Genomic DNA, 26,425 nt, shown 5'->3' with positions numbered 1-26,425 from the left:
GCCTGACCCGCGCGCCGACTATTCCGCCGCCTTGGGCAGGCTGTAATTGTAGTGCTGGTTCATCGCGTCGATGCGAGGCAGCCCGATCAGCTCGTTGAAGTCCTGAAAGCCGGCCATGCGGTCTGCTGCAGGATAAACGCCCTTCTGGAAGATCGAGCTGTACATGTGGGAGACCGCCTGCGTGGTCGCAAACACCACGTCGGGATAGGAGATGATGCGATAGCCGAGAGCGGCGATCTCATCCATCGGTGGCACGGGCGATTTACCATCCCAGCTTGCATTGTAGAGCAGCGGGGCCGAGAAGCGCTTGGGAACTTCGCGCATCTGGAAGTCGTCCTCGGGGGCTTCGATGAAGATCACGTCGGCGCCAGCCTCCCTGTAGAGGTGACCGCGCTCGATAGCGGCTTCGAAACCTTCAACCGCCACCGCGTCGGTACGGGCGATCAGCACGAAATCGTCGTCGCGGCGGGCGTCGCAGATCGCCTTGATCTTGTCGATCATCTCCTGCGCCGGCACGACGCGCTTGCCTTCCATGTGGCCGCAGCGCTTGGGGAATGCCTGATCCTCGATATGCATACCGGCCGCGCCGGCCTTCTCGACATCGCGGATCAGCCGGTCGGCATTCACGTAATTGCCGTAGCAGGTGTCGCCGTCGGCCACGACCGGACGCTCCGCCATGTCACAGATATGGCCGAGCGCGAACAGCATTTCGGTGGCAGTCAGCAGGCCGACATCCGGCATGCCGAGCATGGAGGCGGAGATACCGTAGCCGGTGGCGTAGACGACCGGGAAGCCGGCACGGGCGGCGAGCTTGGCCGTCAAACCGTCATAAGCGCCGGCCATCGGGAAGGCGTCGGGGCCGTTCACGAGCTGCCGGAGCTGGCCGGCCATCGGCAGTGACGAAGCTTTGGTCATGAGTGGAGTTCCTTCCATCGGAAATTTGGATGGTCGCCCGGCACGGGCGCCCGAAAGTCGGTGCCGAGCCTAGGGGCGGCGCCAGCGGTTGAGGATTTCTTCGAGGCGCTTCAGAAGAAGCGTCATGCTGACGCTGACCAGCATCACTGTTGATTTCCATTGAGAGTTGACCCGGTAGGCACGGATTTTTCCATCTAGAAGTGACCCATGTTTTCACCACGTCTCACGCGGGCTACGCGGGGGACAGCGGAGTGATCGACATGGAGTTATTGAGCGTCATCAGACGCTGGCATCATCGGGATCGTCGCTCGATCCGAGAGATATCCCGCAGCACCGGCCTCTCGAGGAACACCGTGCGCAAGTATCTGCGGGCGGACAGCATTGAGCCCCAGTTTCAGGCTCCTGACCGGCCGAGCAAACTCGATCCCTATGCCGACAAGCTCGCGGCGATGCTGCGGGTCGAGAGCGGCAAGTCACGCAAGCACAAGCGCACCGTCAAGCAGCTGCACGCCGATCTCGTGACGTTGGGCTATGAGGGCTCCTACAATCGGGTGGCTGCCTTTGCTCGCGACTGGAAGGCCGCCCGGCTGCGCGAGCAGCAGACCAGCGGCCGCGGCATCTTCGTGCCGCTGGCCTTTGTGCCGGGCGAGGCGTTCCAGTTCGACTGGTCGGAGGACTGGGCGATCATCGCCGGCGAGCGCACCAAGCTGCAGGTCGCTCATGTGAAGCTGTCCTACAGCCGCGCCTTCACGCTTCGAGCCTACCTGCTGCAGACCCACGAGATGCTGTTCGACGCCCACAACCACGCCTTCCGGGTGCTGGGTGGCGTGCCGCAGCGGGGGATTTACGACAACATGCGAACGGCCGTCGACAAGGTCGGCCGGGGGAAGGAGCGCCAGGTCAACATCCGCTTCTCGGCCATGGTCAGCCACTTCCTGTTCGAGGCGGAGTTCTGCAACCCGGCTTCCGGCTGGGAGAAAGGGCAGATCGAGAAGAACGTCCAGGATGCCCGTCATCGGCTCTGGCAGCCCATGCCGAACGTCCCCTCGCTGGAGGCCTTGAACGCGTGGCTGGAGACCCGGTGCCGGGAGCTATGGACACAGATCGAGCATGGCGCGCAACCCGGCTCGATTGCCGATGTGTGGGCTGAGGAGGTCCGCCACCTGATGACGATGCCGCGGCCGTTCGACGGCTTCGTCGAACACGCCAAGCGCGTTTCCCCGACCTGCCTCGTCCACCTTGAGCGCAATCGCTACAGCGTGCCGGCCTCCTTCGCCAACCGCCCGGTGAGCTTGCGGGTCTATCCCGACCGAATCGTCGTGGTCGCTGAGGGACAGGCCATCTGTGAGCATGGTCGGGTGTTCGCGCGCTCCCATGATCGCCAAAGCCGTACCGTCTATGACTGGCGGCATTATCTGGCCGTGGTCCAGCGCAAGCCCGGCGCACTGCGCAACGGCGCACCGTTCGCCGAGATGCCGCCAGCCTTCCGATCCCTGCAGCAGCACCTGCTCAAGCGGCCGGGCGGTGACCGCGAGATGGTGGAGATCCTGTCCCTGGTCCTCCAGCATGACGAGCAGGTCGTGCTCACTGCCGTCGAACTCGCTCTGCAAGCCGGCGTGCCGACCAAGACCCACATCCTCAACCTGCTGCACCGGCTGATCGACGGTACACCACTGAGCACGCCAACGATCCCGGCTCCTGGCTCCCTTACACTGACCACCGAGCCTCAAGCCAATGTCGAACGCTATGACGCCCTGCGCCGGGCCAGGGAGGCGCGCCATGCGTCATGATCCGGCCAGCGGGGCCCTCGTCATCATGCTGCGAAGCCTCAAGATGCACGGCATGGCGCAAGCCGTCGCCGAACTCACCGAACAGGGGGCTCCCGCCTTCGAGACCGCCATGCCGATCCTCTCGCAACTTCTGAAGGCCGAGACCGCCGAGCGGGAGGTGCGATCAACCGCCTACCAGCTCAAGGCCGCACGCTTCCCGGCCTATCGCGACCTCAACGGCTTCGACTTCGCCAGCAGCGAGGTCAATGAGGCGCTCGTGCGCCAGCTCCATCGCTGCGAGTTCCTTGACGACGCGCACAACGTTGTTCTGATCGGCGGGCCGGGTACCGGCAAGACCCACATCGCCACGGCTCTCGGCGTCCACGCCGTCGAGCATCATCACAGGCGGGTCCGCTTCTTCTCCACCATCGAGCTCGTCAACGCCCTCGAACAGGAAAAGGCGCAGGGAAAGGCCGGCCAGATCGCCGGCCGGCTCGTCCATGCCGACCTCGTCATCCTCGATGAGCTCGGCTACCTGCCGTTCAGCACCTCGGGCGGCGCCTTGCTGTTCCACCTGCTGAGCAAGCTCTATGAGCGCACCAGCGTGATCATCACCACCAATCTCAGCTTCTCCGAATGGGCGACCGTCTTCGGCGATGCCAAGATGACCACGGCCCTGCTCGACCGGCTCACCCATCACTGCCATATCCTCGAGACCGGCAATGACAGCTTCCGCTTCAAGAGCAGCTCGGCAAAGCCACCAAAACCGACCAGGGAGAAGCCACGAAACTTGACCGCCACCTGACCCAAGACAACCATCAGCCCGGGTCACTTCTCAGTGGAAATCCAGGGTCACTTCTCGACGGAAATCAACAGCTGTTGATTTCCATTGAGAGTTGACCCGGTAGGCACGGATTTTTCCATCTAGAAGTGACCCATGTTTTCACCACGTCTCACGCGGGCTACGCGGGGGACAGCGGAGTGATCGACATGGAGTTATTGAGCGTCATCAGACGCTGGCATCATCGGGATCGTCGCTCGATCCGAGAGATATCCCGCAGCACCGGCCTCTCGAGGAACACCGTGCGCAAGTATCTGCGGGCGGACAGCATTGAGCCCCAGTTTCAGGCTCCTGACCGGCCGAGCAAACTCGATCCCTATGCCGACAAGCTCGCGGCGATGCTGCGGGTCGAGGGCGGCAAGTCGCGCAAGCACAAGCGCACGGTTAAGCAGTTGCACGCCGATCTGGTGACGCTGGGCTATGAGGGATCGTACAACCGGATCGCCGCGTTCGCCCGCGACTGGAAGGCCGCCCGGCTGCGCGAGCAGCAGACCAGCGGCCGCGGGACCTTCGTGCCCCTGGCCTTTGTACCGGGCGAGGCGTTCCAGTTCGACTGGTCGGAGGACTGGGCGATCATCGCCGGCGAGCGCACCAAGCTGCAGGTCGCCCACGTCAAACTGTCCTACAGCCGCGCCTTCACGCTTCGAGCCTACCTGCTGCAGACCCACGAGATGCTGTTTGACGCTCACAACCACGCCTTCCGGGCGCTGGGCGGCGTGCCACGGCGGGGCATCTACGACAACATGCGAACGGCCGTCGACAAAGTCGGCCGGGGCAAGGAGCGCCAGGTCAACATCCGCTTCTCGGCCATGGTGAGCCACTTCCTGTTCGAGGCGGAGTTCTGCAACCCGGCCTCCGGCTGGGAGAAGGGGCAGATCGAGAAGAACGTACAGGATGCCCGTCATCGGCTCTGGCAACCCATGCCGAACGTCCCCTCGCTGGAGGCCTTGAACGAGTGGCTGGAGACCCGATGCCGGGAGTTGTGGACCCAGACCGGGCACGGCTCGCAACCCGGCTCGATCGCCGAGGTATGGAGCGAGGAGATACGGCACCTGATGGCGATGCCGCGGCCGTTCGACGGCTTCGTCGAGCACGCCAAGCGCGTTTCCCCGACCTGCTGTCACTTGGCACTTAATTATGAGAATTACATATAAACGATTCCAAATGCTTAGGCTGGCACTTAAATTGAGAATTAGCAGTTAATTTGATAATCGCTCTTGGCGTTTGCCATTTAATGTGAGAATCAGGCTTACGGAGTTTTTTCACTCGCGAGCCTCTATGAGCGACCCATTTCCCGACGAAATTGATGAGGCGCTTTGGGATGAAGCGTGCCGGCGTGCGGATGCGATTCGTGGCTTTCTAAGGCGCCACCCCGGCCGCACTACGGCCGGAAATGTTGCAGGACTCGCGGCGGAACTCGGCCTTAGCCAAGCTACAGCTTACCGCATGGTCAAGCTGTTCCGCGCCGGGGGAACCGTCCTGTCGCTTGTGGACCGCAAACGCGGGCGGCCGGAGGGTCATCGCACCCTGGATGAGAAGCGTGAGGAAATCGTTCGGAGGACCATCAACGCGTTCTACCTGAAGCGGACACGACCGACGGTCTCGCAGCTGGTCCGGGACGTGCAGACGAACTCCATGTCGGCGGGGCTGAAGCCGCCGCATCGCAGAACGATCGTCGCTCGCCTTGAGGACATAGACCTCCAGAAGCGTGCCAGGCGACGCGGTGAACAGAAGATCGTCAAGGCGACAACGGCCGTTCCCGGAGCGTTCGGTGCCTCCCGCCCCCTCGAGGTGGTCCAGATCGACCATACCAAGGCCGATGTATTCGTTGTTGACGAGGAGACCCGGCAGCCGATCGGCCGGCCGTGGCTGACCTTGGCGATGGACATCTGCAGTCGGATGGTCACCGGGTTCTATCTCACCATGGACGCACCGTCGCGGCTGTCGACCAGCCTGTGCCTCTTGCATTCCGTCTTCGATAAGTCGGCATGGTTGAGAGAACGCGAGATCAGGGAGCCGTGGCCCGTGGCTGGCCTGCCGAACACGGTACATGTCGACAACGGATCCGACTTCCGAAGTCGAGCATTCAAGAGAGGTTGTGAGGATGCCGGGATGGCAATCGAATGGCGGCCGCCGGGCGAGCCGCGCTTCGGCGGTCACATCGAGCGTCTGATCGGCACGCAGATGGGAAAGCTGCACCTGCTGCCCGGGACAACATTCAGCAACGAACAGGAGCTCGGCGAATACAACTCAAAGCGGCACGCAGCGCTGACGTTGAGAGAACTCGAGCGCTACATCGCCCTCGATTTCGTCGGCTCCTACCATCAGTCGATCCACAGCTCCCTGAGCCGCCCGCCGATTGCGGTCTGGCGGGAGCACGAAGGCGAGATCCCGCTTCGACTGCCACAGGATCGGCTCCGCTTCTGGCTGACCTTCCTGCCTGAGCAGGAGCGCACCTTGCGGCCGACCGGTATTCATCTGTTCGGCCTGCGCTACTGGTCGGCAGCGCTCACCGCCGACGTCGGGCGTACTGAGCGCCGCCTGCTTGTGAAGTACGATCCGCGCGACCTGGCGCGCATCTTCGTTCGACGGCCATCAGGAAACTTTGTGGAAGCCCGTTATGCCGACGTCACCCTGCCCTCGATAACCCTGCACGAGGCGTTGACCGCCCGACGCACCCTGCTGGCGAAAGGCCGCCGTGAAGTCGACACCCGCGCCATCGTCCGCACCGCGTTGGTGCAGCGAGAACTGGTCGACGCCGCGACCAGAAAGACGGCGGCGGCGCGCCGCGGCGAGGCTTCGTCAAAATCGAAGGTGGACGATCGGGGATGGGGCTCGCTCCGCGGTGTCGACTCCAGCAAACCTGTACCCTTTGTTGAGGATACGGATTGAGCTGGAGTGAATATGAACGATGAAGTCTCCCACCTGACCGCCAGCGCAGCAGCACTGCTTGCCGAAACTGACGAGCGACGCATTCGAGCGATACGATCACGCCGCTGGGTTCTCTACCCGCGCGCCAAGCAGGCGCTCGACCGGCTGAGTGGCCTCCTCGACCATCCGCGAGGCACGCGCATGCCCTCGGTCGCGATCTATGGCGACAGCGGTATGGGAAAGACCATGATTATGAAGCGGTTCCGGGACGAGCACCCGCCGAGCTTCAATCCACTGACCGGCACGCTAAAGACACCGGTCCTGGCCATGGAAATGACCAGCCGTCCCGGCGAGCGACGGTTCTACTCCGAACTACTTACCCTTCTCGGCGCGCCGCAGCGGCCTCGCGCCGACATCGCCCAGATGGAACAGGCGGCGTTGCGGATCATGGAAGCGATCGGCGTGCAGGTGCTGGTCATCGACGAGGTGCACAACATCCTCGCCGGATCCTACCGCGAGCAACGCATCGTCCTGAATACGTTCCGCTTCCTCAGCAATCGTCTGCAGATCTCCCTGGTCTGCTTCGGTGTCAACGAGGCGCGGGAGGCCATCAGTGGTGACGTCCAGCTTGCGCGCCGGTTCGAGCAGTTCACCTTGAGCCGGTGGGCTGCAAACGAACAGTTCGAGACCCTGGTGGCCTCGATCCTGCGCAACACGCCGCTGCGTCGACCCTCGGTGCTTACGCCGAAATCGCTGCGACGGATCCTGCAGATCACAGAGGGTATCACCGCCAGCATCTTCCACGTAATCAACAGCCTGGCCGTCGAAGCCATCGAGTGCGGCCGCGAGCACATCAACGACGAAGCCGTCGAGAACTGGGAGCCAGAGTTCGATGCCGAGGCGGCATTCGCATGATTGAGAACCCACCGCCACGGCAGTTGCCGGTGTGCTTGCCGCCCCATTCTGATGAACTCCTGTCCTCCTGGATCAGTCGCCATGCCGCCTTCTACGCGGTCCCTCCGCTTGTCATGCTTCGGCATTGCCTGCCGGAGGCCTCCGCGTTGCGCGCGGCCGATCTCCATCTGAGCAGTGATCAGGAAATCCGCCTGGCCAACATATTCGGCACCGAACCGGCCGTGGTGCGTCGAATGATCTTCACAAATGTCGCGCAATCATCGCGTCGGCTCATCGCCACGCGGCCAACGCAGGTCTGCACGAGTTGCAGCCCGGGACATGCGGAACCGGCGCCGATCCTGCGAAGCCAGCTTCTGGGGTGGCGTATTACGTGCGCTTTGTGTGGAAACCAACTCCGGGATGCCGGCGGTCGCGAACTCGCCTCCCCTTTCCGGCAACATCGCGTTGCGGCCATTCATGGCGAAAGGCTGCTCGACGATGAAGCCGAACGGGGTATCGGAACCTGGACATCACCAGCCGACATTGCTCGGCTTCTCCTGATGCGACGCGTTCCAACGCTTGTACCCCGGGAGCACGACCTCTGGCGCTTCCGGCTGCTCGGCGCAGTCATCCCCGATCTCGACCATGTCATCGCCGAGCGACAGGAGAACCTGCCTACACCTGCAAAGCCGATCCTGCCGCTCCACCTGCGGCCGGCTCTGCTCGCCGGCGTTGCCATCGTCGAGCGTGCCGGACCGGAGATGCTCCGGATGCTACGGGGGCACATGATGGGTGACAACAGGGTCCGGTTCACTGACGCCACCGAGAACATGATAGCCCGAGGTCGTAAGTGGAAAGCTTCATCGCAGATGCACTTAATTTGAGAATCATGCAGTAATGATTCTCACAATTAGGTGCCAAGCTTGAGCCTAACCGGCACATTCTTACAATTAAGTGCCAAGCGACACATGCCGCCATGCCTGCACCATCGACAGGTCGACGCGAATGGGAGGCTGGACGCTGACAGCGTCGTATCTGAGTTGCCACCCGGCCTGGAGAATGACGGGAGAAGATTGGGCGGCTTCAATCCGCACCGAATGCTCGATGACGGACACCAGGACGCCCTCCGGCGTGAGCTTCACGTCGAACTCCGTCCCGAGCGCCTCGGCCGTTCCCATCTCCGCCTGAACGATGAAGGGGCGCGTGGCATCGGACGCCACCCGGAAGAACGCCTGGCCGCGGTGCAGAACCAGACGGCGCTGCTGCGGCGTGAAATCCAGCGACAGCGCCGAATAGCTGCCCAGTTCCACGAGGCTGCCATCGGAAAGCGTAAAGGTGAGCCGTTCGGCTACCCCGGTTTGATAATCGGGCGACGAGGCCTGCCGCATGAGCAGGTAGACGGCCGGTCCGGCCGCCAGCACCGCCAGGCCGCCGAGCATCGCGTTCCTGCGGCTTATCCGACCTGACCGGCGCAGCCGCTCATACTCCGGCGTTACGATGTCGAAGCGTTCCCACAGCACCCCGGCTCGATCATAGGCGGCAGCGTGCGAGGGATCGGCCGCCAGCCACTTATTGAAGGCGCGGCGATCCGCCGGGCTGACCTTTTCGTCCTTCAGAAGGACGAACCATTCCAGCGCCTCCATGTAGATGGGATCGGTCTCGTAGTCCTTCATGGCCGCTCTGAGTGTGTCGCCCGAGATCACCGCCGCCGGCGGATTGCCAGCGCGCAGCCGTTCTATTCTCTAAGACACCTGAGAAACGTCAGCTAATGAGCGAACAGGAATTATTTCACCGGCAGCCGACGATCGAGCTCTGCAAGCGCGGCGACCACTTGCGTGATCACGGTATTCCGGGAGATGCCCATGCGCACGGCAATCTCATCATAGGACAGACCTTCAATCCTGTTCAGCACGAAGGCCTCGCGTCGGCGTGTGGGCAATTGCGCGATTGCTTCCAGCAGCCGGCGTAATTCGCTGCGATACAGCGTTGCCATTTCGGGCGACGGCAGCGCATCCGCGACATGTTCGATTTCGAGGCCGGACAGCTCGACCTGCGCCCGTCGGCGGACGTCGCGCAGATGGTTGAGGGCAAGATTTCGTACTGTCTGGGTGATGTAGGCGCTGCCGTCCAGCGCCGCATCCTCACTTCGCCCGATCAGGTTGGTGAAGGCTTGCTGAACCAGGTCCTCGGCCGTTGCCGGGTTGCCGACAAGGCGACGCACAAAGGAGCGAAGCCGACTATGTTCGGCCTCGTACAGCTTGCCCATCTTCAATGTGCGGACGTTCATGGAATGCGGGACCACCCCTAAAATTCACCGCACTTATCCGCAGCGAAGGAATGGCCATTCAATAGGGTGTGAGAAAATATCCTGCAATAACAATCATTTATATTACTTCTAGAATGGGCCTCTTCTTATTTGAACAAACTTTAAATGAGGGTATTAGCCTTTGATTCCATTGAGGCGCGCTGGTGTTATGCGGCTTGAGATTCACGATCTGAGAAATGGGGTGCGCGAGATCCCATGAGGCGCGCTCGGCGGAATTCGCGCGACCGCACAAGCTCGCCGCATAACATCACCCCCAGACGAGGCCGACACTCCGCTAATTTACGCCGCGAGATGCGCCAAATGTTCTGACGACAGACAGATCGGGCCAATCATCGGTGACGGTCCAGGTCGAGAGGTCGTCCTTCGGAGGCCGTCCGGCAAACGGCCACGGATAACCGAGCACGCGTTCGATCCGATCGGACGCCGGACAGGGCTGCGACTTGGACTGGCGCGGCGCTGGCAAGTCGGCATAATCGTGCAAGTCGCCCGGACATTGCTCCGGGCGGCGCGGCGTTCGACGACGGAGCTTGCGGGGTGCGGCCATGCTGCCGCTCGCCTTCGCTTCGCGCAAAGCCTGTGATGCGTCATAGCGCAGAAAGGGGCGAATTGCGGCGGGAGGCAGAGCAGCGCGCCCTTCGGTCGACCGCATCGCTACTCCTCCGACTCGAAGCTGCGGTTCTCGCGGCAGTGCCACAGACGCAGGATGAAGATGGTGGCGTTCGCGATCTCGTAGCGCATCTCATAGTTGCCGACGATGATCCGGCGAACCTCGCGCGGCTCATAAGCTTCTAGCTTCTCGCCGATCCTCGGATAGTCGAGCAGTCGATCCGGCGCGTGGGCGAGCTGCTGGACCACGCGCGCCGCCGCCTCGGGTGCGACCGGGCTGAGATGCTCGTGCAGACGCACAAGGTCCGACGACGCCTTGCTGGTCCACTGGATCTTCATTTGACCGGCGCGGGCAGCGGCTTGTCCGTCCCGAGGCTGTCGGCCCACGCCTGAATCGCTTGGTGGTCGATCACTCGGCCGGCATCGACATCCTCTAGGGCTTCGAGCGTCATTCTGTGACGCTCCTCCTCCTGATCGACCCAAGCCGCGAGCGCCTGCTTCATCACCCAGCCGCGCGAGCGTTCAAGCCGCGAGGCCATCGCCTCGACCTTCTCCGCGAGCCCGAGCGGGACATGCGCGGTCAATACTTTCGTCTCGGTAGCCATACTTATCACCTGCTATCAGTCCGATTAAAATATAATCTGAACGTGAGGAAAAGGCAAGTTGAGAGGGAGGATGTTGATTTCCATCGAGAATTGGCTCTGACGCACATCTGCTGATGGTGCTGGCTACGTCGCGCCGATCAGTCGGGCCTGCAGCAGATCCAGTTTTGCTCTCCCGTACATCTGGCGTTTGATGAGTTTCAGGCGGGTGATCTGACCTTCTGTCTGTCCATTCGACCATGGTGAGACGATCGCGTTTCGGACCGCGGCGATGTCCTTTTCGACGCCGCTGGCGAACGATCCGACCAAGGTCGGCGTGGCCGCCATCAGCCACTCATCGAGTTTTGCGGCCGCCTTCGATCGGATTATGGCGTGAAAGTCGAGGATCGTTGTACGAGCGGCAACTTGCCTAGTCGGGTTGGAAGCCTGCGCAAGTTCGCATCACTGGGCGCGCGAGATTGCTTCCCTCGGACATGACACCCGAATGATCCCCCCGATCTACGTCAAAGCCTATGTGAAGCGTGGCAAGACTGATGCTGCCGATGCCGAAGCGATCTGCGAGGCGGTGACCCGCCCAACGATGCGCTTTGTGCCGATCAAAAGCGTCGACCAGCAGGCGGCAGGCATGTTGCTTCGCACGCGCGATCTTCTAATTCGTCAGCGCTCGCAGCTCGCCAACGCATTCCGCGCACAGATGAGCGAACTTGGCGTCGTCACCGCACTCGGCATGGCTAGCGTCGCCAAGCTGGCCGACAAGGTCCGCGATCCATCTCTGCCGATGCCGGCCATTGCCCGATATGCCCTACTGGAAATGGCTGAGCAGATCGACGTGCTGACCAGCCGTATAGAACGGCTCGATGAGCAAATCCTGGCCAGCATCAAGGCGGACGAAACCGCGCGACGCCTGACCAGCATCCCAGGGGTCGGACCGTTAATTGCCGCGACCGTCCGCGCCAGCGTGAACGACATCTCTGCGTTCAAGAGCGGCCGCGACTTTTCCGCCTGGATGGGGCTCACGCCAAGGCTGCTCTCCAGCGGAGGGAAGGAAAAGCTTGGTTCAATATCGAAGCAGGGCAACAGGCAACTGAGGACGCTCCTAGTGGTCGGCGCCTCGTCGATCATCAAACAGGCCAAACGTGGCGCTAAGCTACCGGAATGGCTCGCCAGCCTGATGACCAGAAAGCCATACAAGCTTGTTGCCGTGGCGCTCGCCAACAAGATGGCGCGCATTATCTGGGCGCTGCTGGCCAAGGGGTGGTGTTTACAGGCCGCCGGCACAGATGGCTGCCGTAATCTGATCAAGAGTTCCGGCGTAATTGCCGGTCCGCCGCACAGATGCAAAGGGGTGATGACCCGTAGGGGACACGATCCCGGTAGAGGATACGCCGTCTGACTCAGTGCGCATCAAGCGCGGGAAAATGATAAGGCGACCTATCTGCCGCGGAATGCATCATGGCCAGTAGTCGCATGACCGCACCCAAAGGCCGGACATATGAACGCACCGTCCCGGATGGATCAGACCTCCAAAAACACCTTGCCTGTCGGGCCGTTCCACATATGAGTCAGAGCCAAATCTCTCCACGGAAATGAACAGGCCGACAACGCATTAGACTGAAACCGGACCACGCAATAGGGGCAGGCCAGAAGGCATTTCAAGTGCGGTCAATTTCTGTCTCCAGGCTTGTCACTGCCGATGATCCGCGAGCACCAACCAATCTGGCGATCGTTACGAAGAATACTGGCACGAAGAAGACGCCCAGGACGGTGGCTGTCAGCATGCCGCCCATGAGGCCTATACCAATCGAGTTCTGAGCCGATGATCCCGCTCCCGTCGCTCGGGCAAGCGGCAGCACGCCCAGGACAAATGCCAGCGAAGTCATCACGATTGGTCGCAGACGCAATCCTGCAGCGTGCAGTACCGCCTCGATGGGCGGACGTCCCTTCGATATCAGGTCTTTGGCAAACTCTACAATGAGAATTGCGTTCTTGGCCGTTAATCCAATGGTGGTGAGCAGGCCGACCTTGAAATATACGTCGTTCGATTGGGCAAATACCGAAGCTGCAAGCAAGGCCCCCAGGACACCGACCGGGACGGCCAGGATGACCGAAAACGGGATCGACCAGCTTTCGTAGAGAGCGGCGAGACACAGAAAGACCACCAGAACCGATATTGCGTACAACATGGCGGCCTGCGAGCCTGCCAAGCGCTCCTGGTAGGAAAGGCCGGACCACGCCGAGGTGAAGCCGCCGGGGAGTGCCGAAACAAGGCTCTCGGCTTGGCCCATGGCTGCCCCGGAGCTTTTGCCCGGCGCCGCCGATCCAGCGATTTCAATAGCTGCGGTGCCGTTGAACCGCGCGAGCGACGGTGATCCCTGAATCCAGGAGGACCCGGCAAAGGCGGTAAATGGCACCATCTCGTCATTGCTGCTGCGCGCATACCAGTGGTTGATATCCCCTGGCTGCATGCGATACGGCGCGTCCGCCTGGACGTAGACCGGCTTAATGACCCCGTTATAGACGAAGTCGTTGACGTTGGTGCCCGAAAACACGGTGCTGACCAAGGCGTTGATCGTCGAAGGGTCGACACCCATCGCACTGGCCTTTTCCTGGTCCACATTTAGCTTCAGTTGCGGTTCGAGCGTTTTGGTGTTGCCGCGCAGGTTGGTGATTGCGGGCTTCATGGCCCCCTGCTCTACAAGCGTGTTGCTTGCCGCCACGAGCGCGGCGCGGCCCTGATTGGCACTATCCTGCAGGAACATCGTGAAGCCGCTGGACTGGCCCATACCTTGGATCGCAGGAGGCTGAAGCACAAAGACATCAGCGTCGCGGATCTGCTTGAAATGGGCCGCAGCGCGCTTGGCAATGGCGGAAGCCGACAAACGTGCATCAGTTCTCTGATCGAAATCCTTAAGTCTCACGAACCCGGTCGCGGTGTTTTCCCCGCTGGTGCCAAAGCCGAATCCGAGGCTCATGAATACGCTTTGGACTCCATCCTTCTCGTCTTGGAGGTAATAGTCTTTGACCAGGTCAACGACGGCCTGTGTGCGTACGGCGTTGGCACCCGCCGGCAGCGTAATCTGTGTCATCAGCACGCCTTGGTCCTCCTCGGGGACGAAGGAGGTTGGCAGCCGTTGATACAGAACGTAGGCCCCGATCACGATGGCGGCAAAGGCAACGAACACGGTGAACGGCCGCGCCACCAGTTTTCCCACGACAGCCGTGTAACCGCTGGTGGTGCGGTTGAAACCACGGTCAAACCAGCCCAACCAACGGGACAGGGGACCGCCATGCGTCGGCTTGAGCATGATCGCACAAAGCGCAGGCGTCAGAACCACCGCGGCAAGCACCGAGAGAATCATGGCGCTGGCTATCGTCACGGAAAACTGCCGGTATATGACCCCGACCGATCCCGAAAAGAATGCCATCGGGATGAACACCGCCGTCAGGACCAGAGCAATGCCGATCAGGGCATTGGTGATCTCCCCCATCGATCTTTCGGTTGCTTCGCGGGCGGAGACGTTTTCGTCACGCATAATGCGTTCCACGTTCTCCACGACGACGATCGCATCATCGACGAGCAGCCCGATCGCCAGCACCATTGCGAACATAGTCAGCATGTTGATCGAATAGCCGAGCGCCGCGAGGACGCCGAATGTCCCCAGTAAGACGACCGGCACGGCGATCATGGGGATGAGGGTTGCGCGGAAGTTTTGCAGGAACAGCAATAGGACAAGAAACACAAGGACGATCGCTTCAATGAGCGTATGGATCACCTTCTCGATCGAAAGCACGACAAATGGCGTAGTTTCATAGGAATACGCCACCTCGACTCCTGCGGGGAGCGAATTCGCCAGGCTGTCGAGCTCGGCGTGAACCAGCTCCGCGGTCGTTACCGCGTTGGCGCCTGATGCCAGCTGAACGCCGAAGCCCGCCGCGGGCATGTCGTTGAAGCTCGCGCTCTGCCCATAGCTTTCGAGGCCCAGTTCGACCCGGCCGACGTCGGTGACGCGAACCACTGAGCCATCCCCTGCGGTTTTCAGGATAATACGCTCAAATTGCTCAGCCGACGTCATTTGCGTCCTGGCGATAATAGTCGCCTTGATCTGCTGGCCCTGAATGGCGGGGCTAGCTCCGATGTACCCGGCGGCAACCTGGATATTCTGGGCACCAACGGCGGCGACGACATCACTGGGCATCAACTGGTATTGTTGCAGGGCAGCGGGATCCAGCCAGATACGCATCGCATAGCCCGAACCAAAAGCCTGGACGGCTCCCACGCCTTCTATGCGTTCGATGCGCTCCTCAATCTGGCTCGACATGATGTCGGACAGCTGATTCATCGTATAGCGTCCGTCACGCGAGATGATGTTGCCGATCATGAGAATGCCCAACGGCGCCCGGTTGACCCGCACGCCCTGGTTCTGAACCGCCTCCGGGAGTTGCGAGGTTACGGTGGACAAGCGGTTCTGCACCTGAACCTGCGCCAGTTCAGGATCCGTGCCGTTTGCGAACGTCAGGGCAACCGATGAAGTGCCTGTATTTGATGTGGAGCTCATGTAGAGCAGGCCAACCAGACCGGTCATCGCGCTTTCGATCTTACGGGTGACTGAGTTCTCGACGGCTTCGGCAGTGGCTCCCGTGTAGGTCGAGGTCACCCTGACGGTAACCGGAGCGATTTCCGGGTACTGCGAAATCGGCAGCGTCGAGATAGACATCAGCCCCCCAAGCACCGTCGCAAGGGCGAGGACGATTGCAAAGACCGGGCGCGCAATGAAAAAACTAGCGATGGCGTTGCGAGGGGCTGCAAGCGTCACTGAGGAGCCTCCCGTGTTGTCGCTGGAGCAGATCCAAGTGTCTGCCGCACAAGGCCATTTTCATCAACCGACGCGTTGACCGCCTTGATTGCGGTCCCATCCGAAATTTTCTGGAAGCCGTCGACCACGATGCGGTCTCCGTCCGTCAGTCCGCCGACGACGATCCAATTGTTGCCGGCGGTGCCATTCGTGGTCACTGTCCGCAGTTCAGCCTTGCCCCCGGTGGAGGCGACATAGACCGTTGCCTCCCCGTTGGTCCCGCGCATCACAGCGCGCTGCGGTACGAGATAGGCGTTGGGGATCTCACCAAGGGACAGCTGTGTCCTGACAAACATGCCTGGAACCAGAATCTGGTCCGGATTGCGGAATGTAGCGCGCACGCGGAATGTACCGGCCGTCAGGCTAACAACCCTGTCGACCACCGCGATGGTGCCTGTTGTGTTGTATTGTTTTCCGTTCTCGAGCGTGAGCGTGACCGGCCTCGGTCCTTGCTCACGACCAAGCCGCCCTGCGTCGATTTCATCGCGAACACGAAGCAGGTTGACGCTCGAATCCACCAAGTCGACGTAGACCGGATCGATCTGGCGTATCGTTACAAGTGGTTCCGTTTGGTTTTCGGTGACAAGCGCCCCAATACTGACCGCGGACACCCCGATCTCTCCATCCAGAGGAGCCGTGAGGGTGGCATCGTCGAGGTTGATGTTGGCGGTCTCGAGATTTGCCCTGGCCGCCTCAACGTCGGCTTGTGCCTGCAGCAGCGCGGACCTCGCATCGTCGAGCGCCTGGACGCTAACAGCGTTGGATTTTGCCAGGGTGTTGATACGATCGAAGGTCGCTTGCGCCCCCACGACCACGGCCCGCGTCTTGTCCAAGGCAGCGTTTGCGGCCGCGACGGCGGCCTTGAATTTGGTATTGTCAAGCTCATAGAGGACATCGCCTGCCGCGATTCTCTTGCCTTCCAGAAAGGCGATGCGACGGACGATGCCGTTGACCTGCGGTCGTATCTCCGCCGTTGCAGATGCGACAACCCGACCGGGCAGGGTGAGTTCAAATGGGACGGACTGGCTGCTGATTGCGATCACTCCGACCGGCACTGGCTCTGCCCCGCCCGGCGCCGTGGAAGGCGCTTGCGAGTCGTTGCAGGCGACCAGCGGTAGCAGCCCCACCAGCAGGGCAAGAGGTCTAATTATTCTAAGCATGTGCGTCCCGTGCGTTGCCGGCCTATTTCCCGATGCGGACAAGGCCTATTTCCGTTGCCGGAAGAGGCATTCGTTGCAGCACGCCTGCGATGCGCGGGTCACAGATGCCATGCCGCTCGGCGTTGGAAATGAAGTCTGGGCACATGGCCGTCTCCGTGGGCGCGTTTGATGAATTTCATATTGGAATTTTAGGTACTATATGGTACCGATATTGTTGGGTGACCCGCGATGTCAAATGAAACTTCCGTAACAAAGACGAATGGGCGACCGCCACGGCGTGGGCGCCCCAAGGTGCTCAGTGACGAGATGCGACGCCGCGCGATCGTCAAAGCCGCCCATGAGGCATTCGTTGATCTGGGATTTGGGCGAACGACCACCGCCGTGGTCGCCGCGCGGGCCAAGGTCTCCAAACGCGCGATCTATCAGTTCTTCAAGAACCAGACGGAGTTGTTCGCTGCGGTGGTGAAAGACAACCGCCACATCATCCTTGATCTTCCGCGGCCGGTCGGGGAAGACCTTCCGCTCATGGAGACCCTCGTACGGATTTTCCGGCTGGACATCGACGACGACGCTGAGAAAGAGCGTGAAGCCATCCTGCAACTCATCACGCGAGAGTCGAGCCAGTTTCCGGAGCTTTCGGATTATCTCTATGAACACCAAATAATCCGGTCCCGCGGAGACTTGATCGAGTGGCTGGAGAGTGAGCGCCTCCGTGGCCGGATCAAAGTCGAGGATCCGCTTGTAAATGCCGGAATGCTTATGGATATCGTGTTCGGCGCATTGCTTCCGCGCCGGCGTCTTCAAAATCGCACCGACCGCGCGCGCCGTACGGAACACATCAAGAAGCGTCTCGAAATCTATCTGCGTGGAACCGCGCCTTGTTCTGAGACATCGGCCCAATAACGCTCCCAAGTGATCGGATGCGAGGCCTCATAGGCTTCTGCAAGGGATGGCACTGCACCGCTCTTCGGAGCGTACCCGCGGCGCATTGAATGCGCGTCCTGCCCTTACCTTTCCCATTTGTAATGTCGGTCAAACTTGACATCCGAAACTCAGCCCAACATATCGGTACCATATAGTACCAGAATTAGCGCGGCCTGCTGGAGTGGACGTTGCTGGCACACACTGTTGGCCATGTCGGTATGGTCTTGCTGCACAGCGTGGCCTGGCGGGACTTGCACTCGACCGGATGCCCCGGGGCTGGAGTGCCCCAGAGAGCCTGCGGACGTGCCTCGCGTCATTGTTCAACCAGCGTCCAATCAAATTCTCGATATATCTTGATTTTCGATATATCGAGAACTATATCGGACGCATGAAAACAAGATACAGAGGCGGACCGGACCGCCATCCCCTCCATCCGGACCACCCTGAAGGCCACCACGGCAAAGGCCATCGGCACGGTCGCCACGGCGGTGGCCGGCTCTTCGACTATGGCGAACTGCGGCTTCTGCTTCTGGCGATGATCGCCGAGCGGCCGCGCCACGGCTATGAACTGATCAAGGAGATCGAGGAACGCTTCGGCGGCGCCTACACCCCGAGCCCCGGCGTGATCTATCCGACGCTCTCCTGGCTTGACGATATGGGCTATGCCGCGATCGAACCCGAAGCGTCGGGCAGGAAGCTCTACCGCATCACGCCCGAGGGAGAAGCCTTCCTCGTCGCCAACCGGACGGCGGCCAACGAACTCCTGTCCCGCATGGCTGCGGCGGCCGAAGGCGCAGGGCACCTGCCGGAGTTGGTCGCTGACGCCATCAGGAACTTCAAGCTGGCTCTGCGGCTTCGGTTGAATCGCGAACCGCTCGACGTAGAAGCGGCCGGCAAGATCGCCAACGCTCTCGACCAGGCGGCCCGGACAGTGGAGCAAAGCTGATGAACGCACAGTCCCCTATGCCTTCCGCCGTGCAGCGTGTGGCCGCGGTCAGGACGCCCAACGCCAGCCGCTATCTTCAGCAGCTCTGCAAGCATTTCGCGCACAAGCTTCCCGTCAGCTTCGACGAGCGGTCGGGACAGATCACCTTCTCCATCGGCGAATGCCGTCTTTCGGCTCGTGACGGGCTCCTGCGCCTGTCTCTGATAGCCGAGGACGAGGAGAAGATGGCGCAGCTTGGGGACGTCGTCGCGCGCCATCTCCTGCGCTTCGCCTTCCGAGAGGAACTCGCGATCGACTGGCGTGTGCCTTCCTTCGGCGAGCATGTGCTTGACGACCGGGTGAGCGCTGTCCTCGACACCTATCACGCGCGGATGCGCGAGGAGCGCACAGGCCCGCACGCCGAGACGCCCGGCGGCCGCGACGGCGGACAGGACCAGCGCATGCGCGCCATCGGCCCGGACACGGGTCGCCTCCTGAACATACTGGTGAGGAGCCTCGCCGCGCCGACCATCCTGGAGATCGGCACGTCCTTCGGCTATTCCGGCATCTGGCTGGCGGAGGCGGCGCGGGCGACCGGCGGCCGGCTCGTCACCATGGAACTGCACGGCTACAAGTCGGCCCATGCGCGGGAGATGGCGGAGAAGGCCGGTCTTGCCGACCATATCGACTTCAAGGTCGGAGACGCCGTCGCGATGATTGGCGAGCTGCCGGGCACGGTCGACTTCGTCTTCCTCGACCTCTGGAAAGATCTTTACGTTCCCTGTCTCGAGGCCTTCTACCCTAAGCTCGCTCCGGGCGCGATCATCGTCGCCGACAACATGCTGGGTCCGGACCCCGCCGTGAAGGATTACGGCAAGGCCGTTCGCGCCAGGCCCGGCATCACCAGCGTGCTCCTGCCGGTCGGCTCCGGCATCGAAGTCAGCCGCTACGAGCCGGCCTGAGGTGCGTCGCATGTCGGCAAACGGAGAGAGGCGGAAACGGATCATGCGGGAAAGAAACGTGGCGGCGCATCCGGGCTCGTCGTCGGCTACACGAAGCCAGGGCACTTTGACGAGGCGGTACATCCTTTCCGTTTCCGCTCTCGCCCTGGCCCTCATTCCCGTCACCTTGTCGCGCTCGACAAGTTGGGCGCAATCGAGTCCGAACAGCGTAGTGCAAGACATGGCTTCCACCCGCACCAAGATCATCGTGGACGCCGCGAACACCTTTCTGGAGACGCTCGACCCCGGGCAGCGGGAGACAGTGCTGCTCCCCTTCAACCCGGCCGCCAGACCCGCTGCCGCGCAATTCGCGCGGCAGGGAACGCCGGGGGGACCCGGCAGGCAGGATGCGGCAGCCCAACGTCCGCCCCGAGGTGAACGCCCCACCGGTATCGGCGGTCCCGAGGGGGGAGGCCGGAATGGCGGCGGGCCGGGCACCGGAGTCTTGCCCGGCTTCGTGGGCGAGCAATATGGCGCGGCGGTCTGGTCGAACTTCCCGGCCAGCGACGTGCCCCGGCCGGGTCTTTCGCTGGGCGAGATGACCGGGGACCAGCGCACCGCCGCGCTGCACCTTCTGGAAACGGTGCTCAGCTCTGATGGCTACCGCAAGGTGCTGGAGATCATGGGCTCCGATCAGGTGCTACACGAGGGCGGCACGAACTACGCCTCGGGAACCGATCACTATACGCTCGGCCTGTTCGGTATCCCCGGCATGCACGATCCGTGGATGCTGCAATTCGGCGCGCATCACCTCGGCCTGAACGTGGTCGTCCGGGGCGCGCAGGGCGTGGCCACGCCGGCGCTGACCGGCGCGCAACCCGCCGTCTATACCAATGCGTCGGGTGAAACCGTGCGAGTGCTGGCGGGCGAGAACGACAAGGCTTTCGCGCTGCTCGATGCGCTGGACGAGAAACAGCGCGGCAAGGCGATCCTCGACTATCAAATCGGCGATCTGGTCTTCGGCCCCGGCCGCAGCGGCGAGACCATCGTGCCCGAGGGGCTGCGGGCCTCGGAGATGACGCCAGCGCAGCGGATGCTGCTGCTGGAGCTGACCCGGGAATGGGCAGGCATCGTCAACGAGGACTATGCCGCGCCGCGCATGGCCGAGATCGAGGCGGGGCTGGACGAAACCTGGTTCGCCTGGAGCGGCCCGACCACGCATGTGTCGGGGCGGAACGGCTCCTCCTATTACCGGATTCAGGGACCTAAGCTGATCATCGAATTCTCGCCGCAAGGCGTCGGCGGCGATCCGACCATGCATGTCCACACCGTCTACCGTGATCCGGCGAACGACTACGGCCAGGGGATCACGACGCCATGACCGCGCGGGGGATCGCGCTCGCCGTGGCCTTGTTCGGGTTCGTCACGCCGGCCTCGGCGCATCGGCTAGACGAGTATCTGCAAGCCGCGACCATCGCCGTGGCTTCGGACCGGGTGGAACTGCACCTGCGCCTGACACCCGGCGCGGAAGTTGCCGACGCCGTCATCGCCGGGATCGATAGCGACGGGGACGGAGCCCTGTCGCAGGTGGAATGGGACAGCTATGCCGCCGGGGTGCGGGAGGAACTGTCGCTGGAGGCCGATGGCTCTGCACTGCCATTGCAGCTGACCGGCGGCAGCTTTGCCGATGTCAACCAGATAAGGCGGGGCGAGGCCGCGATCCTGCTGGATTTCGAGGCGAACCTGCCGCCCGCCAACGGTCCCCGCAGCCTGACCTTCGAGAACCGACACCGGAGCGGCATCGCCGTTTACATGGTCAACGCGCTCAGTCCGCACGACCCCGCCATCCGCATCCTCAGCCAGCACCGCAGCCCGGAGCAGTCATCCTGGCGGCTGGATTTTGTGGTGGAGAGGCCGGGGCAATGAGCGTGGCGCAGATGGAAGAGTTTGAGGATTGAAGGAGGTCATGCAATGCCGACACGCCGCAATCTGCTGATCATGGGTGCCGGAGCCGGTATGGTGCTGACCATCGGTGTGCCCATATTCGCCCATGACGGCCCCGGCCATGCGAAATCCGCCACGGCCGTCACCGAGGTCTTCGGCGAGGGCGTCAAACTGACGGCGGTGGCGGTAGAATACGACGCGCCTGTCAAAGGGGTCGATTTGTCCGCCGGAAACTTCGCGGTCGAGGGACGGACCGTCACCGGCGTCTTCGCCAGCACCTCCGCCGATCCGGCGGGCCGGGCCGAGATAGGCCCTTTCGTCATCGTCGCCCTGTCGCCCGAGGATGCGAATGCCGCGCTGGCCCGGAAAATCGGACAGCAGGGCGGAGCGGCCAGCGGCCCCGGCGGTAATGTGGGTGGCGTCGGCGGACGCGGACCGGGTCAGGCGGGCGACATCCCGGCCTATGACACGATCTATCCGGCCGCCAGCGCGGCGGTGCTGCAACCCGGCCCAATCACGCTGGCCGACGGGCATGTCGTCGCGGGCGGCGACAGCGCCATCGAGACGACGAAGGTGAAGAACCTCGTTGTGGACGACTTCCGGCAGCTTGTGTTCAACGATCCTGAGACTGGCGATCTGCTGCGCTATAATCTCTTCGTGCCAAAGGATTACGATGCAAGCCGATCCTATCCGCTGGTTCTGTTCATGCACGACGCTGGCGCGACCAGCGACGTGACGCGTACGACGCTGTTCCAGGGCCTGGGCGCGATCTCATGGGCCAGCCCCGAGGACCAGGCCAAGCGCCCGTGTTTCGTGCTGGCGCCGCAATATGCCGAGATCATCGTTGATAACGAGTCCCGGACGTCGAGCATGATGGAGACCACAATCCATCTCGTGGAGGCGCTGGCGAAGGAATACAGCATCGACCGGAAACGCCTCTACGCCACCGGCCAGTCGGGCGGCTGCATGATGTCGATCGCCATGAACATCGCCTATCCGGGCTTCTTCGCCGCATCCTTCCTTGTCGCCGGCCAGTGGGGATCGACATTGGTGAAGCCGCTGGCGCAGGCCAAGCTTTTTGTGCTGGTCTCGCAGGACGATCCGGGGGCATTTCCCGGCGAAAATGCCATCATGGAGGTACTGGAACAGGAAGGTGCGAAGATCAGCCGCGCCGTGTGGAACGGGACATGGAGCGCGGAGCAATTCCGCACCGCCTTCGAGGCGATCGATGCAAAGGACACCCCAATCAACTATGTCAGCTTCGAGAAGGGCACCGTCATTCCCGCAGGCGAATCGACCGCCGGTGCGAGCGGCCATCGGAACACTTGGCGCATTGCCTATACGATCGAACCTATCCGCGAGTGGATATTCCGTCAGCATGGGTAGTGGTTGCGGATGCGGATCATACGTCGCGGAATTCCTAAGTTCCCGACGAAAATGGCGGCATTGATTTTGTAGGATAATTTCTGTCGCAGAAGTCGGTCGCGACAGGCAAAGCTTCGCGACCGATTTTTTGCGACAGCTCGGGATGACCGTTCAAGACCAGACAAAGCCGTTCGCGATCCAACTCTCATGCCTGAAAGCTGCCGATCTTTCTAAATCTGGGAGCTAATCGGAAGGAGTGGCTTCGCCCGGCAGGTTTGATCTTATGCTAATGCCCTGTTCTCAAAGTATCCCGTCCTGCGCCGCTTGATAAACAGTCCTCACCGTCGATTGAAAGCCAAGACTACGTGAAAGCGAAGCGTCGATATGAAGATGCCAAGGGTTCTGCATTGGTTCGGATGACGAGGCCATCGTTTCGCCGACGAGCCTGACCAGCTCGTAGATTGTAGTGGGCGCTTCGTCAGAGATGTTGACGATGCGACCGTCGAACGCCCCGGCCAACGCTAGGTTCGTCGCGGTCGCGATGTCGCGATGATGTATCGTGCTCATTCGATTGGCAGGATGGAATCCGAAGGCCGCCACATGCTTTGGCAACATTTCCAGATGGCCGTCGCCATCGCCATAGACGAAAGGGAACCTAAGGATCGACCAGTTCAGGCCGCTTTCGCGTAGCGCCTTCTCCGCCGCGACCTTGCTGGCCGGATACGCCTGTTCCGGTTCGACCGCATCCGTTTCGCATCCCGGATGTGAGGTGTTTCTGTTGTAAACGTTGGAAGTGCTCGACATGATGAAGCGTGCCTTGGGGGCATGGGCCTGTGCCGCTGCAATCAGGCTGCGCGTGCCCTCCAGATTGCTTTTCCAGATCAGGTCGGTGTCCTGCGTGCGAAACACCGCCGCCAGATGGATGATCGCCGAAACTCCATCGACAGCGTGCGCCAGCGATGCCGGATCGAAGAGGTCGCCTTCGACGGCCACTATCCCAGCGGGAACATCCCTGCCGCGGCGAACCAAGGCGCGGCAGTCCACTCCAGCCTCCGCGAGGCGCGGCAACAAGCGCTCACCGACCAATCCGGTCGCGCCGGTCACGAGGATTGTCATGCCTGTTCTCCTTTCAATCGTTGATTGAGGCGCTCGGTTGCCGCTTTGAGCACCCGCGCCGTAATCTCGATGTCGGCTTCGGAAAAGCCAGCAAACGCCGCGTCATGGATGAAGCCCAGATCGGGCAGTTCGCCCCACAGCGTCTTGCCCGCCAGCGTCAGGCGAAGCAGTTTCTGGCGCTGATCGACGGCATCCGGGACCTGTTCGACTAGGCCCTTTCGGACGAGCGTTCCGACAATGGTGCTCACCGTCGCGCGCTCGATCTGCAGCAATCGCACCAGTTCACGCTGCATCGTCGGCCCGACTTGGGCGAGCTGATGCAAGACATACCATTGCGTAGCGCCCAGACCATGAGACCGGAGGGTGTCCTCCATCATCGCGCGTCCGGCGAAGTAGCACCGTTTTGCCCAAGCCCCCACCGAAGCGTGTTCAGGACCATCAATCTTGTTAGCCATCTGACAATAATGTTAGGAAGCAAACATATTGTCAAGGGTGTCATGATGGGGTGGGGCCAACGGCGGCTAGTCTGCTCTGCTCATCCAAAAGCAGTTAGTGTTGATTTCCATTTAGATTTGACCCTTTAGGCGGCGATTTTTCCATCGAGAATTGACCCATGTTTTCACTGTCTCTCGCCATGTGCGCGGGAGGCCTTGGAGTGATCGACATGGAGTTATTGAGCGTCATGCGGCGCTGGCATCGCCGGGACCAACTCTCGATCCGGGAGATCGCCCGGCGGACCGGGCTCTCGAGGAACACGGTTCGCAAGTATCTGCGCGCGGATAGCGTAGAGCCGCGGTTTCAGGTTCCGGAGCGGGCGAGCAAACTCGATCCCTATGCGGATAAGCTCTCGGCCATGCTGCGGGTCGAGAGCGGCAAAACACGCAAGCAGAAACGCACCATCGGGCAGCTGCATGCCGATCTGATGGCTCTCGGCTATGAGGGCTCGTATAATCGGGTTGCAGCTTTTGCCCGTGACTGGAAGGCCGCTCGGCAGCGCGAGCAGCACATCTCTGGCCGCGGCACCTTTGTGCCCCTGGCGTTTGTCCCGGGCGAGGCCTTCCAGTTCGATTGGTCCGAGGACTGGGCGATCATTGCCGGCGAGCGCACCAAGCTGCAGGTCGCTCACGCCAAGCTGTCCTACAGCCGTGCCTTCACACTTTGGCCTGCTGCCGGTTTCGTGGACACCGAGATAAGGTGTTCAACGGGACTGGAGAGCGGGAATGCAACGACGGAGGTTCAGCCGCGAGTTCAAGCTTGAGGCTGTGAGATTGGTGAAGGATCGGGGCGTTGCCGTTGCGCAGGCTGCCCGCGACCTGGATGTGCACGAGAACGTGCTGCGTAAATGGGTTCGCGAGGCTAAGGCGGATCCTCAGCATGCCTTTCCCGGGCAGGGTCAGATGAAGCCCGAGCAGCTCGAGATTGACCGGCTGCGCAGGGAAGTGGCCAAGCTGAAGGCGGAGCGCGACATCTTAAAAAAGGCCGCAGCCTTCTTCGCGAGGGAAGCGATATGAAGTTCGCCTTCATCGCGAAGCACCGGAGCATCTGGCCGGTGGCATGGCTATGCGACGCTCTGGATGTCTCGCGGTCGGGCTTTCATGCCTGGCTCAATCGCAGCCCCAGTGCGCATGCCCGGCATGATGACGTGCTCGCGACGGCGGTCGACCGGAGCTTCAAGAGCAGCGATCGGACCTATGGTGCACGACGGGTCTGGCACGATGTGCTGGCGGAAGGGCTCTCCTGCGGGCTGCATCGGGTTGAACGGATCATGCGGGAGCGTGGGTTGCGAGCCCGGCCGCGCCGTCGTGGGTTGCCGAAGGATGTCGGCGTGCGGGCAGCCGCGTCTGACAATCTGCTCGACCGCGCCTTCGAGGCCTCGGCCCCGAACCAGAAATGGGTGGCGGACTTCACCTATATCTGGACCGCGGAGGGCTGGCTCTACGTTGCCGCCGTCGTCGACCTGTTCTCACGACGTGTCGTCGGCTGGGCGATGAAGGCAGAGATGACGGCGCAGCTCGTCACCGATGCCCTCATTATGGCGATCTGGCGCCGCGGCAAGCCGGACAGCCTGCTGCATCACTCCGACCAGGGCAGCCAATATACGAGCGAGCAGTTCCAGCGACTGATGGCTGACCACGGCATCACCTGCTCGATGAGCCGATCGGGCAACGTCTGGGACAATGCTGCGATGGAGAGCTTCTTCTCGTCGCTGAAAACCGAGCGGACAGCCCGCAAGGTCTACAGGACGAGGGATGATGCCAGGGCCGACGTGTTCGACTACATCGAGCGCTTCTACAATCGCCGGCGCAGGCACTCGACATTGGGCTATCTCAGCCCCGTCGAGTTCGAGGAGCGAGCCAAATTAGCTTAACCTCG

At 61.8% G+C, this 26,425-nt stretch carries 22 protein-coding genes and 5 pseudogenes; 16 read left to right on the top strand and 11 right to left on the bottom strand.

All coding sequences use genetic code 11. From position 1 onward, the window contains the following. Nucleotides 1-18 precede the first annotated feature (18 nt). Nucleotides 19-915 carry an isocitrate lyase/PEP mutase family protein gene (locus G3A50_RS21935; RefSeq protein ID WP_163078181.1) on the bottom strand — a complete coding sequence of 299 codons (897 nt, stop codon included), beginning with the start codon at nt 913-915 and terminating at the stop codon, nt 19-21. Nucleotides 916-1,175: 260 nt separating this feature from the next. Here G3A50_RS21935 and istA (G3A50_RS21930) point away from each other — a divergent pair, with 260 nt between their 5' ends. The 6 genes and pseudogenes from istA (G3A50_RS21930) to G3A50_RS21905 all read left to right on the top strand — a co-directional run bounded on the left by istA (G3A50_RS21930) (nt 1,176) and on the right by G3A50_RS21905 (nt 8,174). Continuing rightward, entirely contained in the window at nt 1,176-2,705 is a 1,530-nt protein-coding gene (istA, locus tag G3A50_RS21930) for an IS21 family transposase (RefSeq protein ID WP_163078435.1), read from the top strand. Then, nucleotides 2,695-3,489, top strand: a complete 795-nt coding sequence (gene istB, locus G3A50_RS21925) for an IS21-like element helper ATPase IstB (RefSeq protein WP_163078178.1) — start codon at nt 2,695-2,697, stop codon at nt 3,487-3,489. The genes istA (G3A50_RS21930) and istB overlap by 11 nt, the downstream gene beginning before the upstream one ends. A 185-nt stretch (nt 3,490-3,674) precedes the next feature. Then, nucleotides 3,675-4,643: pseudogene (istA, locus tag G3A50_RS21920) on the top strand (IS21 family transposase); the annotation flags it as partial. A 160-nt stretch (nt 4,644-4,803) separates the two neighbouring features. Then, nucleotides 4,804-6,417 (top strand): Mu transposase C-terminal domain-containing protein, encoded by a 1,614-nt coding sequence (locus G3A50_RS21915; RefSeq protein WP_163078175.1) that lies wholly within the window; start codon nt 4,804-4,806, stop codon nt 6,415-6,417. A gap of 12 nt (nt 6,418-6,429) precedes the next feature. Further along, nucleotides 6,430-7,311: a TniB family NTP-binding protein gene (locus tag G3A50_RS21910; RefSeq protein WP_163078172.1), complete on the top strand. Its 882-nt coding sequence runs from the start codon at nt 6,430-6,432 to the stop codon at nt 7,309-7,311. Further along, the gene (locus G3A50_RS21905) at nt 7,308-8,174 is read left to right on the top strand and encodes a TniQ family protein (protein ID WP_163078170.1); all 867 of its coding nucleotides are present in this window, start codon (nt 7,308-7,310) and stop codon (nt 8,172-8,174) included. Before G3A50_RS21910 ends, G3A50_RS21905 begins: the two co-directional genes overlap by 4 nt. Before the next feature lie 66 nt (nt 8,175-8,240). Here G3A50_RS21905 and G3A50_RS21900 read toward each other — a convergent pair whose 3' ends face one another. The 6 genes and pseudogenes from G3A50_RS21900 to G3A50_RS22760 form a co-directional block, all read right to left on the bottom strand. Further along, a complete protein-coding gene (locus G3A50_RS21900; RefSeq protein WP_246252641.1) occupies nt 8,241-8,933 on the bottom strand; it encodes a FecR family protein in 693 nt (230 codons plus the stop codon). Nucleotides 8,934-9,073: 140 nt separating this feature from the next. Continuing rightward, nucleotides 9,074-9,577 carry an RNA polymerase sigma factor gene (locus G3A50_RS21895; protein WP_163078165.1) on the bottom strand — a complete coding sequence of 168 codons (504 nt, stop codon included), beginning with the start codon at nt 9,575-9,577 and terminating at the stop codon, nt 9,074-9,076. A 313-nt stretch (nt 9,578-9,890) separates the two neighbouring features. Beyond that, nucleotides 9,891-10,265 (bottom strand): hypothetical protein, encoded by a 375-nt coding sequence (locus G3A50_RS22765; protein ID WP_246252639.1) that lies wholly within the window; start codon nt 10,263-10,265, stop codon nt 9,891-9,893. Between the two features lie 2 nt (nt 10,266-10,267). After that, the gene (locus G3A50_RS21885; RefSeq protein WP_163078162.1) at nt 10,268-10,561 is read right to left on the bottom strand and encodes a type II toxin-antitoxin system RelE/ParE family toxin; all 294 of its coding nucleotides are present in this window, start codon (nt 10,559-10,561) and stop codon (nt 10,268-10,270) included. Continuing rightward, nucleotides 10,558-10,827: a CopG family ribbon-helix-helix protein gene (locus G3A50_RS21880; RefSeq protein WP_163078159.1), complete on the bottom strand. Its 270-nt coding sequence runs from the start codon at nt 10,825-10,827 to the stop codon at nt 10,558-10,560. The genes G3A50_RS21885 and G3A50_RS21880 overlap by 4 nt, the downstream gene beginning before the upstream one ends. Before the next feature lie 123 nt (nt 10,828-10,950). After that, nucleotides 10,951-11,229 (bottom strand): annotated as a pseudogene (locus G3A50_RS22760) (transposase); the annotation flags it as partial. A 1-nt stretch (nt 11,230) separates the two neighbouring features. Here G3A50_RS22760 and G3A50_RS21870 point away from each other — a divergent pair. Then, nucleotides 11,231-12,122, top strand: a pseudogene (locus G3A50_RS21870) (IS110 family RNA-guided transposase); the annotation flags it as partial. Between the two features lie 354 nt (nt 12,123-12,476). On the opposite strand, the gene G3A50_RS21865 reads toward G3A50_RS21870, so the two are convergent. Then, complete coding sequence (locus G3A50_RS21865) at nt 12,477-15,611, bottom strand: efflux RND transporter permease subunit (protein ID WP_163078429.1); 3,135 nt, start codon at nt 15,609-15,611, stop codon at nt 12,477-12,479. Nucleotides 15,612-15,634: 23 nt separating this feature from the next. After that, nucleotides 15,635-16,720: an efflux RND transporter periplasmic adaptor subunit gene (locus G3A50_RS21860; protein WP_163078156.1), complete on the bottom strand. Its 1,086-nt coding sequence runs from the start codon at nt 16,718-16,720 to the stop codon at nt 15,635-15,637. Nucleotides 16,721-17,128: 408 nt separating this feature from the next. Between G3A50_RS21860 and G3A50_RS21855 the strand changes: the two genes are divergently transcribed. From G3A50_RS21855 to G3A50_RS21830, 7 genes and pseudogenes are all read left to right on the top strand, one after another. Further along, on the top strand, nt 17,129-17,740 hold the full coding sequence (locus G3A50_RS21855; RefSeq protein ID WP_246252635.1) for a TetR/AcrR family transcriptional regulator: 612 nt from the start codon (nt 17,129-17,131) through the stop codon (nt 17,738-17,740). Between the two features lie 409 nt (nt 17,741-18,149). After that, complete coding sequence (locus G3A50_RS21850) at nt 18,150-18,707, top strand: PadR family transcriptional regulator (protein WP_163078425.1); 558 nt, start codon at nt 18,150-18,152, stop codon at nt 18,705-18,707. After that, nucleotides 18,707-18,949 (top strand): annotated as a pseudogene (locus G3A50_RS22755) (DUF2218 domain-containing protein); the annotation flags it as partial. The gene G3A50_RS21850 and the pseudogene G3A50_RS22755, both read left to right, overlap by 1 nt. Before the next feature lie 129 nt (nt 18,950-19,078). Further along, complete coding sequence (locus G3A50_RS21845) at nt 19,079-19,648, top strand: O-methyltransferase (RefSeq protein ID WP_246252643.1); 570 nt, start codon at nt 19,079-19,081, stop codon at nt 19,646-19,648. A gap of 220 nt (nt 19,649-19,868) precedes the next feature. After that, the gene (locus tag G3A50_RS21840) at nt 19,869-21,008 is read left to right on the top strand and encodes a DUF3500 domain-containing protein (RefSeq protein WP_163078150.1); all 1,140 of its coding nucleotides are present in this window, start codon (nt 19,869-19,871) and stop codon (nt 21,006-21,008) included. Beyond that, nucleotides 21,005-21,553 (top strand): hypothetical protein, encoded by a 549-nt coding sequence (locus G3A50_RS21835; protein ID WP_163078147.1) that lies wholly within the window; start codon nt 21,005-21,007, stop codon nt 21,551-21,553. The genes G3A50_RS21840 and G3A50_RS21835 overlap by 4 nt, the downstream gene beginning before the upstream one ends. A gap of 45 nt (nt 21,554-21,598) precedes the next feature. Further along, complete coding sequence (locus G3A50_RS21830; RefSeq protein WP_163078144.1) at nt 21,599-22,957, top strand: peptidase; 1,359 nt, start codon at nt 21,599-21,601, stop codon at nt 22,955-22,957. Between the two features lie 279 nt (nt 22,958-23,236). Here the strand turns inward: G3A50_RS21830 and G3A50_RS21825 are convergent, their stop codons facing one another. Together G3A50_RS21825 and G3A50_RS21820 are read right to left on the bottom strand one after the other, a co-directional pair. After that, the gene (locus tag G3A50_RS21825; protein WP_163078141.1) at nt 23,237-24,052 is read right to left on the bottom strand and encodes an NAD-dependent epimerase/dehydratase family protein; all 816 of its coding nucleotides are present in this window, start codon (nt 24,050-24,052) and stop codon (nt 23,237-23,239) included. After that, nucleotides 24,049-24,507 (bottom strand): MarR family winged helix-turn-helix transcriptional regulator, encoded by a 459-nt coding sequence (locus G3A50_RS21820; protein ID WP_163078138.1) that lies wholly within the window; start codon nt 24,505-24,507, stop codon nt 24,049-24,051. Before G3A50_RS21820 ends, G3A50_RS21825 begins: the two co-directional genes overlap by 4 nt. A gap of 209 nt (nt 24,508-24,716) precedes the next feature. Between G3A50_RS21820 and G3A50_RS21815 the strand changes: the two are divergent. Then, a pseudogene (locus G3A50_RS21815) lies at nt 24,717-25,205 on the top strand (helix-turn-helix domain-containing protein); the annotation flags it as partial. Between the two features lie 67 nt (nt 25,206-25,272). Continuing rightward, a protein-coding gene (locus G3A50_RS21810; RefSeq protein WP_163078136.1) for an IS3 family transposase occupies nt 25,273-26,420 on the top strand; the annotation gives its coding sequence in 2 pieces (ribosomal slippage) (nt 25,273-25,519 and nt 25,519-26,420; 1,149 coding nt in all). Nucleotides 26,421-26,425 lie beyond the last annotated feature (5 nt).

It is taken from the genome of Ancylobacter pratisalsi, from assembly GCF_010669125.1.
Taxonomy (GTDB): Bacteria; Pseudomonadota; Alphaproteobacteria; order Rhizobiales; family Xanthobacteraceae; genus Ancylobacter; species Ancylobacter pratisalsi.
Note: the sequence above shows the minus strand (reverse complement) of the source record. Positions and strands in the feature narration are given on the sequence as shown.

Bases quoted from the DNA above. Each gene is read 5' to 3' on its own strand.
- G3A50_RS21895 (WP_163078165.1), bottom strand. From the start codon at position 9,577: ATGAACGTCCGCACATTGAAGATGGGCAAGCTGTACGAGGCCGAACAT.
- G3A50_RS21845 (WP_246252643.1), top strand. From the start codon at position 19,079: ATGCGCGAGGAGCGCACAGGCCCGCACGCCGAGACGCCCGGCGGCCGC.
- G3A50_RS21910 (WP_163078172.1), top strand. From the start codon at position 6,430: ATGAACGATGAAGTCTCCCACCTGACCGCCAGCGCAGCAGCACTGCTT.
- G3A50_RS21935 (WP_163078181.1), bottom strand. From the start codon at position 915: ATGACCAAAGCTTCGTCACTGCCGATGGCCGGCCAGCTCCGGCAGCTC.
- istA (WP_163078435.1), top strand. From the start codon at position 1,176: ATGGAGTTATTGAGCGTCATCAGACGCTGGCATCATCGGGATCGTCGC.
- G3A50_RS21885 (WP_163078162.1), bottom strand. From the start codon at position 10,561: ATGAAGATCCAGTGGACCAGCAAGGCGTCGTCGGACCTTGTGCGTCTG.
- G3A50_RS21830 (WP_163078144.1), top strand. From the start codon at position 21,599: ATGCCGACACGCCGCAATCTGCTGATCATGGGTGCCGGAGCCGGTATG.
- G3A50_RS21900 (WP_246252641.1), bottom strand. From the start codon at position 8,933: ATGGAGGCGCTGGAATGGTTCGTCCTTCTGAAGGACGAAAAGGTCAGC.
- istB (WP_163078178.1), top strand. From the start codon at position 2,695: ATGCGTCATGATCCGGCCAGCGGGGCCCTCGTCATCATGCTGCGAAGC.
- G3A50_RS21825 (WP_163078141.1), bottom strand. From the start codon at position 24,052: ATGACAATCCTCGTGACCGGCGCGACCGGATTGGTCGGTGAGCGCTTG.
- G3A50_RS21905 (WP_163078170.1), top strand. From the start codon at position 7,308: ATGATTGAGAACCCACCGCCACGGCAGTTGCCGGTGTGCTTGCCGCCC.
- G3A50_RS21850 (WP_163078425.1), top strand. From the start codon at position 18,150: ATGAAAACAAGATACAGAGGCGGACCGGACCGCCATCCCCTCCATCCG.
- G3A50_RS21820 (WP_163078138.1), bottom strand. From the start codon at position 24,507: ATGGCTAACAAGATTGATGGTCCTGAACACGCTTCGGTGGGGGCTTGG.
- G3A50_RS22765 (WP_246252639.1), bottom strand. From the start codon at position 10,265: ATGCGGTCGACCGAAGGGCGCGCTGCTCTGCCTCCCGCCGCAATTCGC.
- G3A50_RS21835 (WP_163078147.1), top strand. From the start codon at position 21,005: ATGACCGCGCGGGGGATCGCGCTCGCCGTGGCCTTGTTCGGGTTCGTC.
- G3A50_RS21880 (WP_163078159.1), bottom strand. From the start codon at position 10,827: ATGGCTACCGAGACGAAAGTATTGACCGCGCATGTCCCGCTCGGGCTC.
- G3A50_RS21840 (WP_163078150.1), top strand. From the start codon at position 19,869: ATGGCTTCCACCCGCACCAAGATCATCGTGGACGCCGCGAACACCTTT.
- G3A50_RS21915 (WP_163078175.1), top strand. From the start codon at position 4,804: ATGAGCGACCCATTTCCCGACGAAATTGATGAGGCGCTTTGGGATGAA.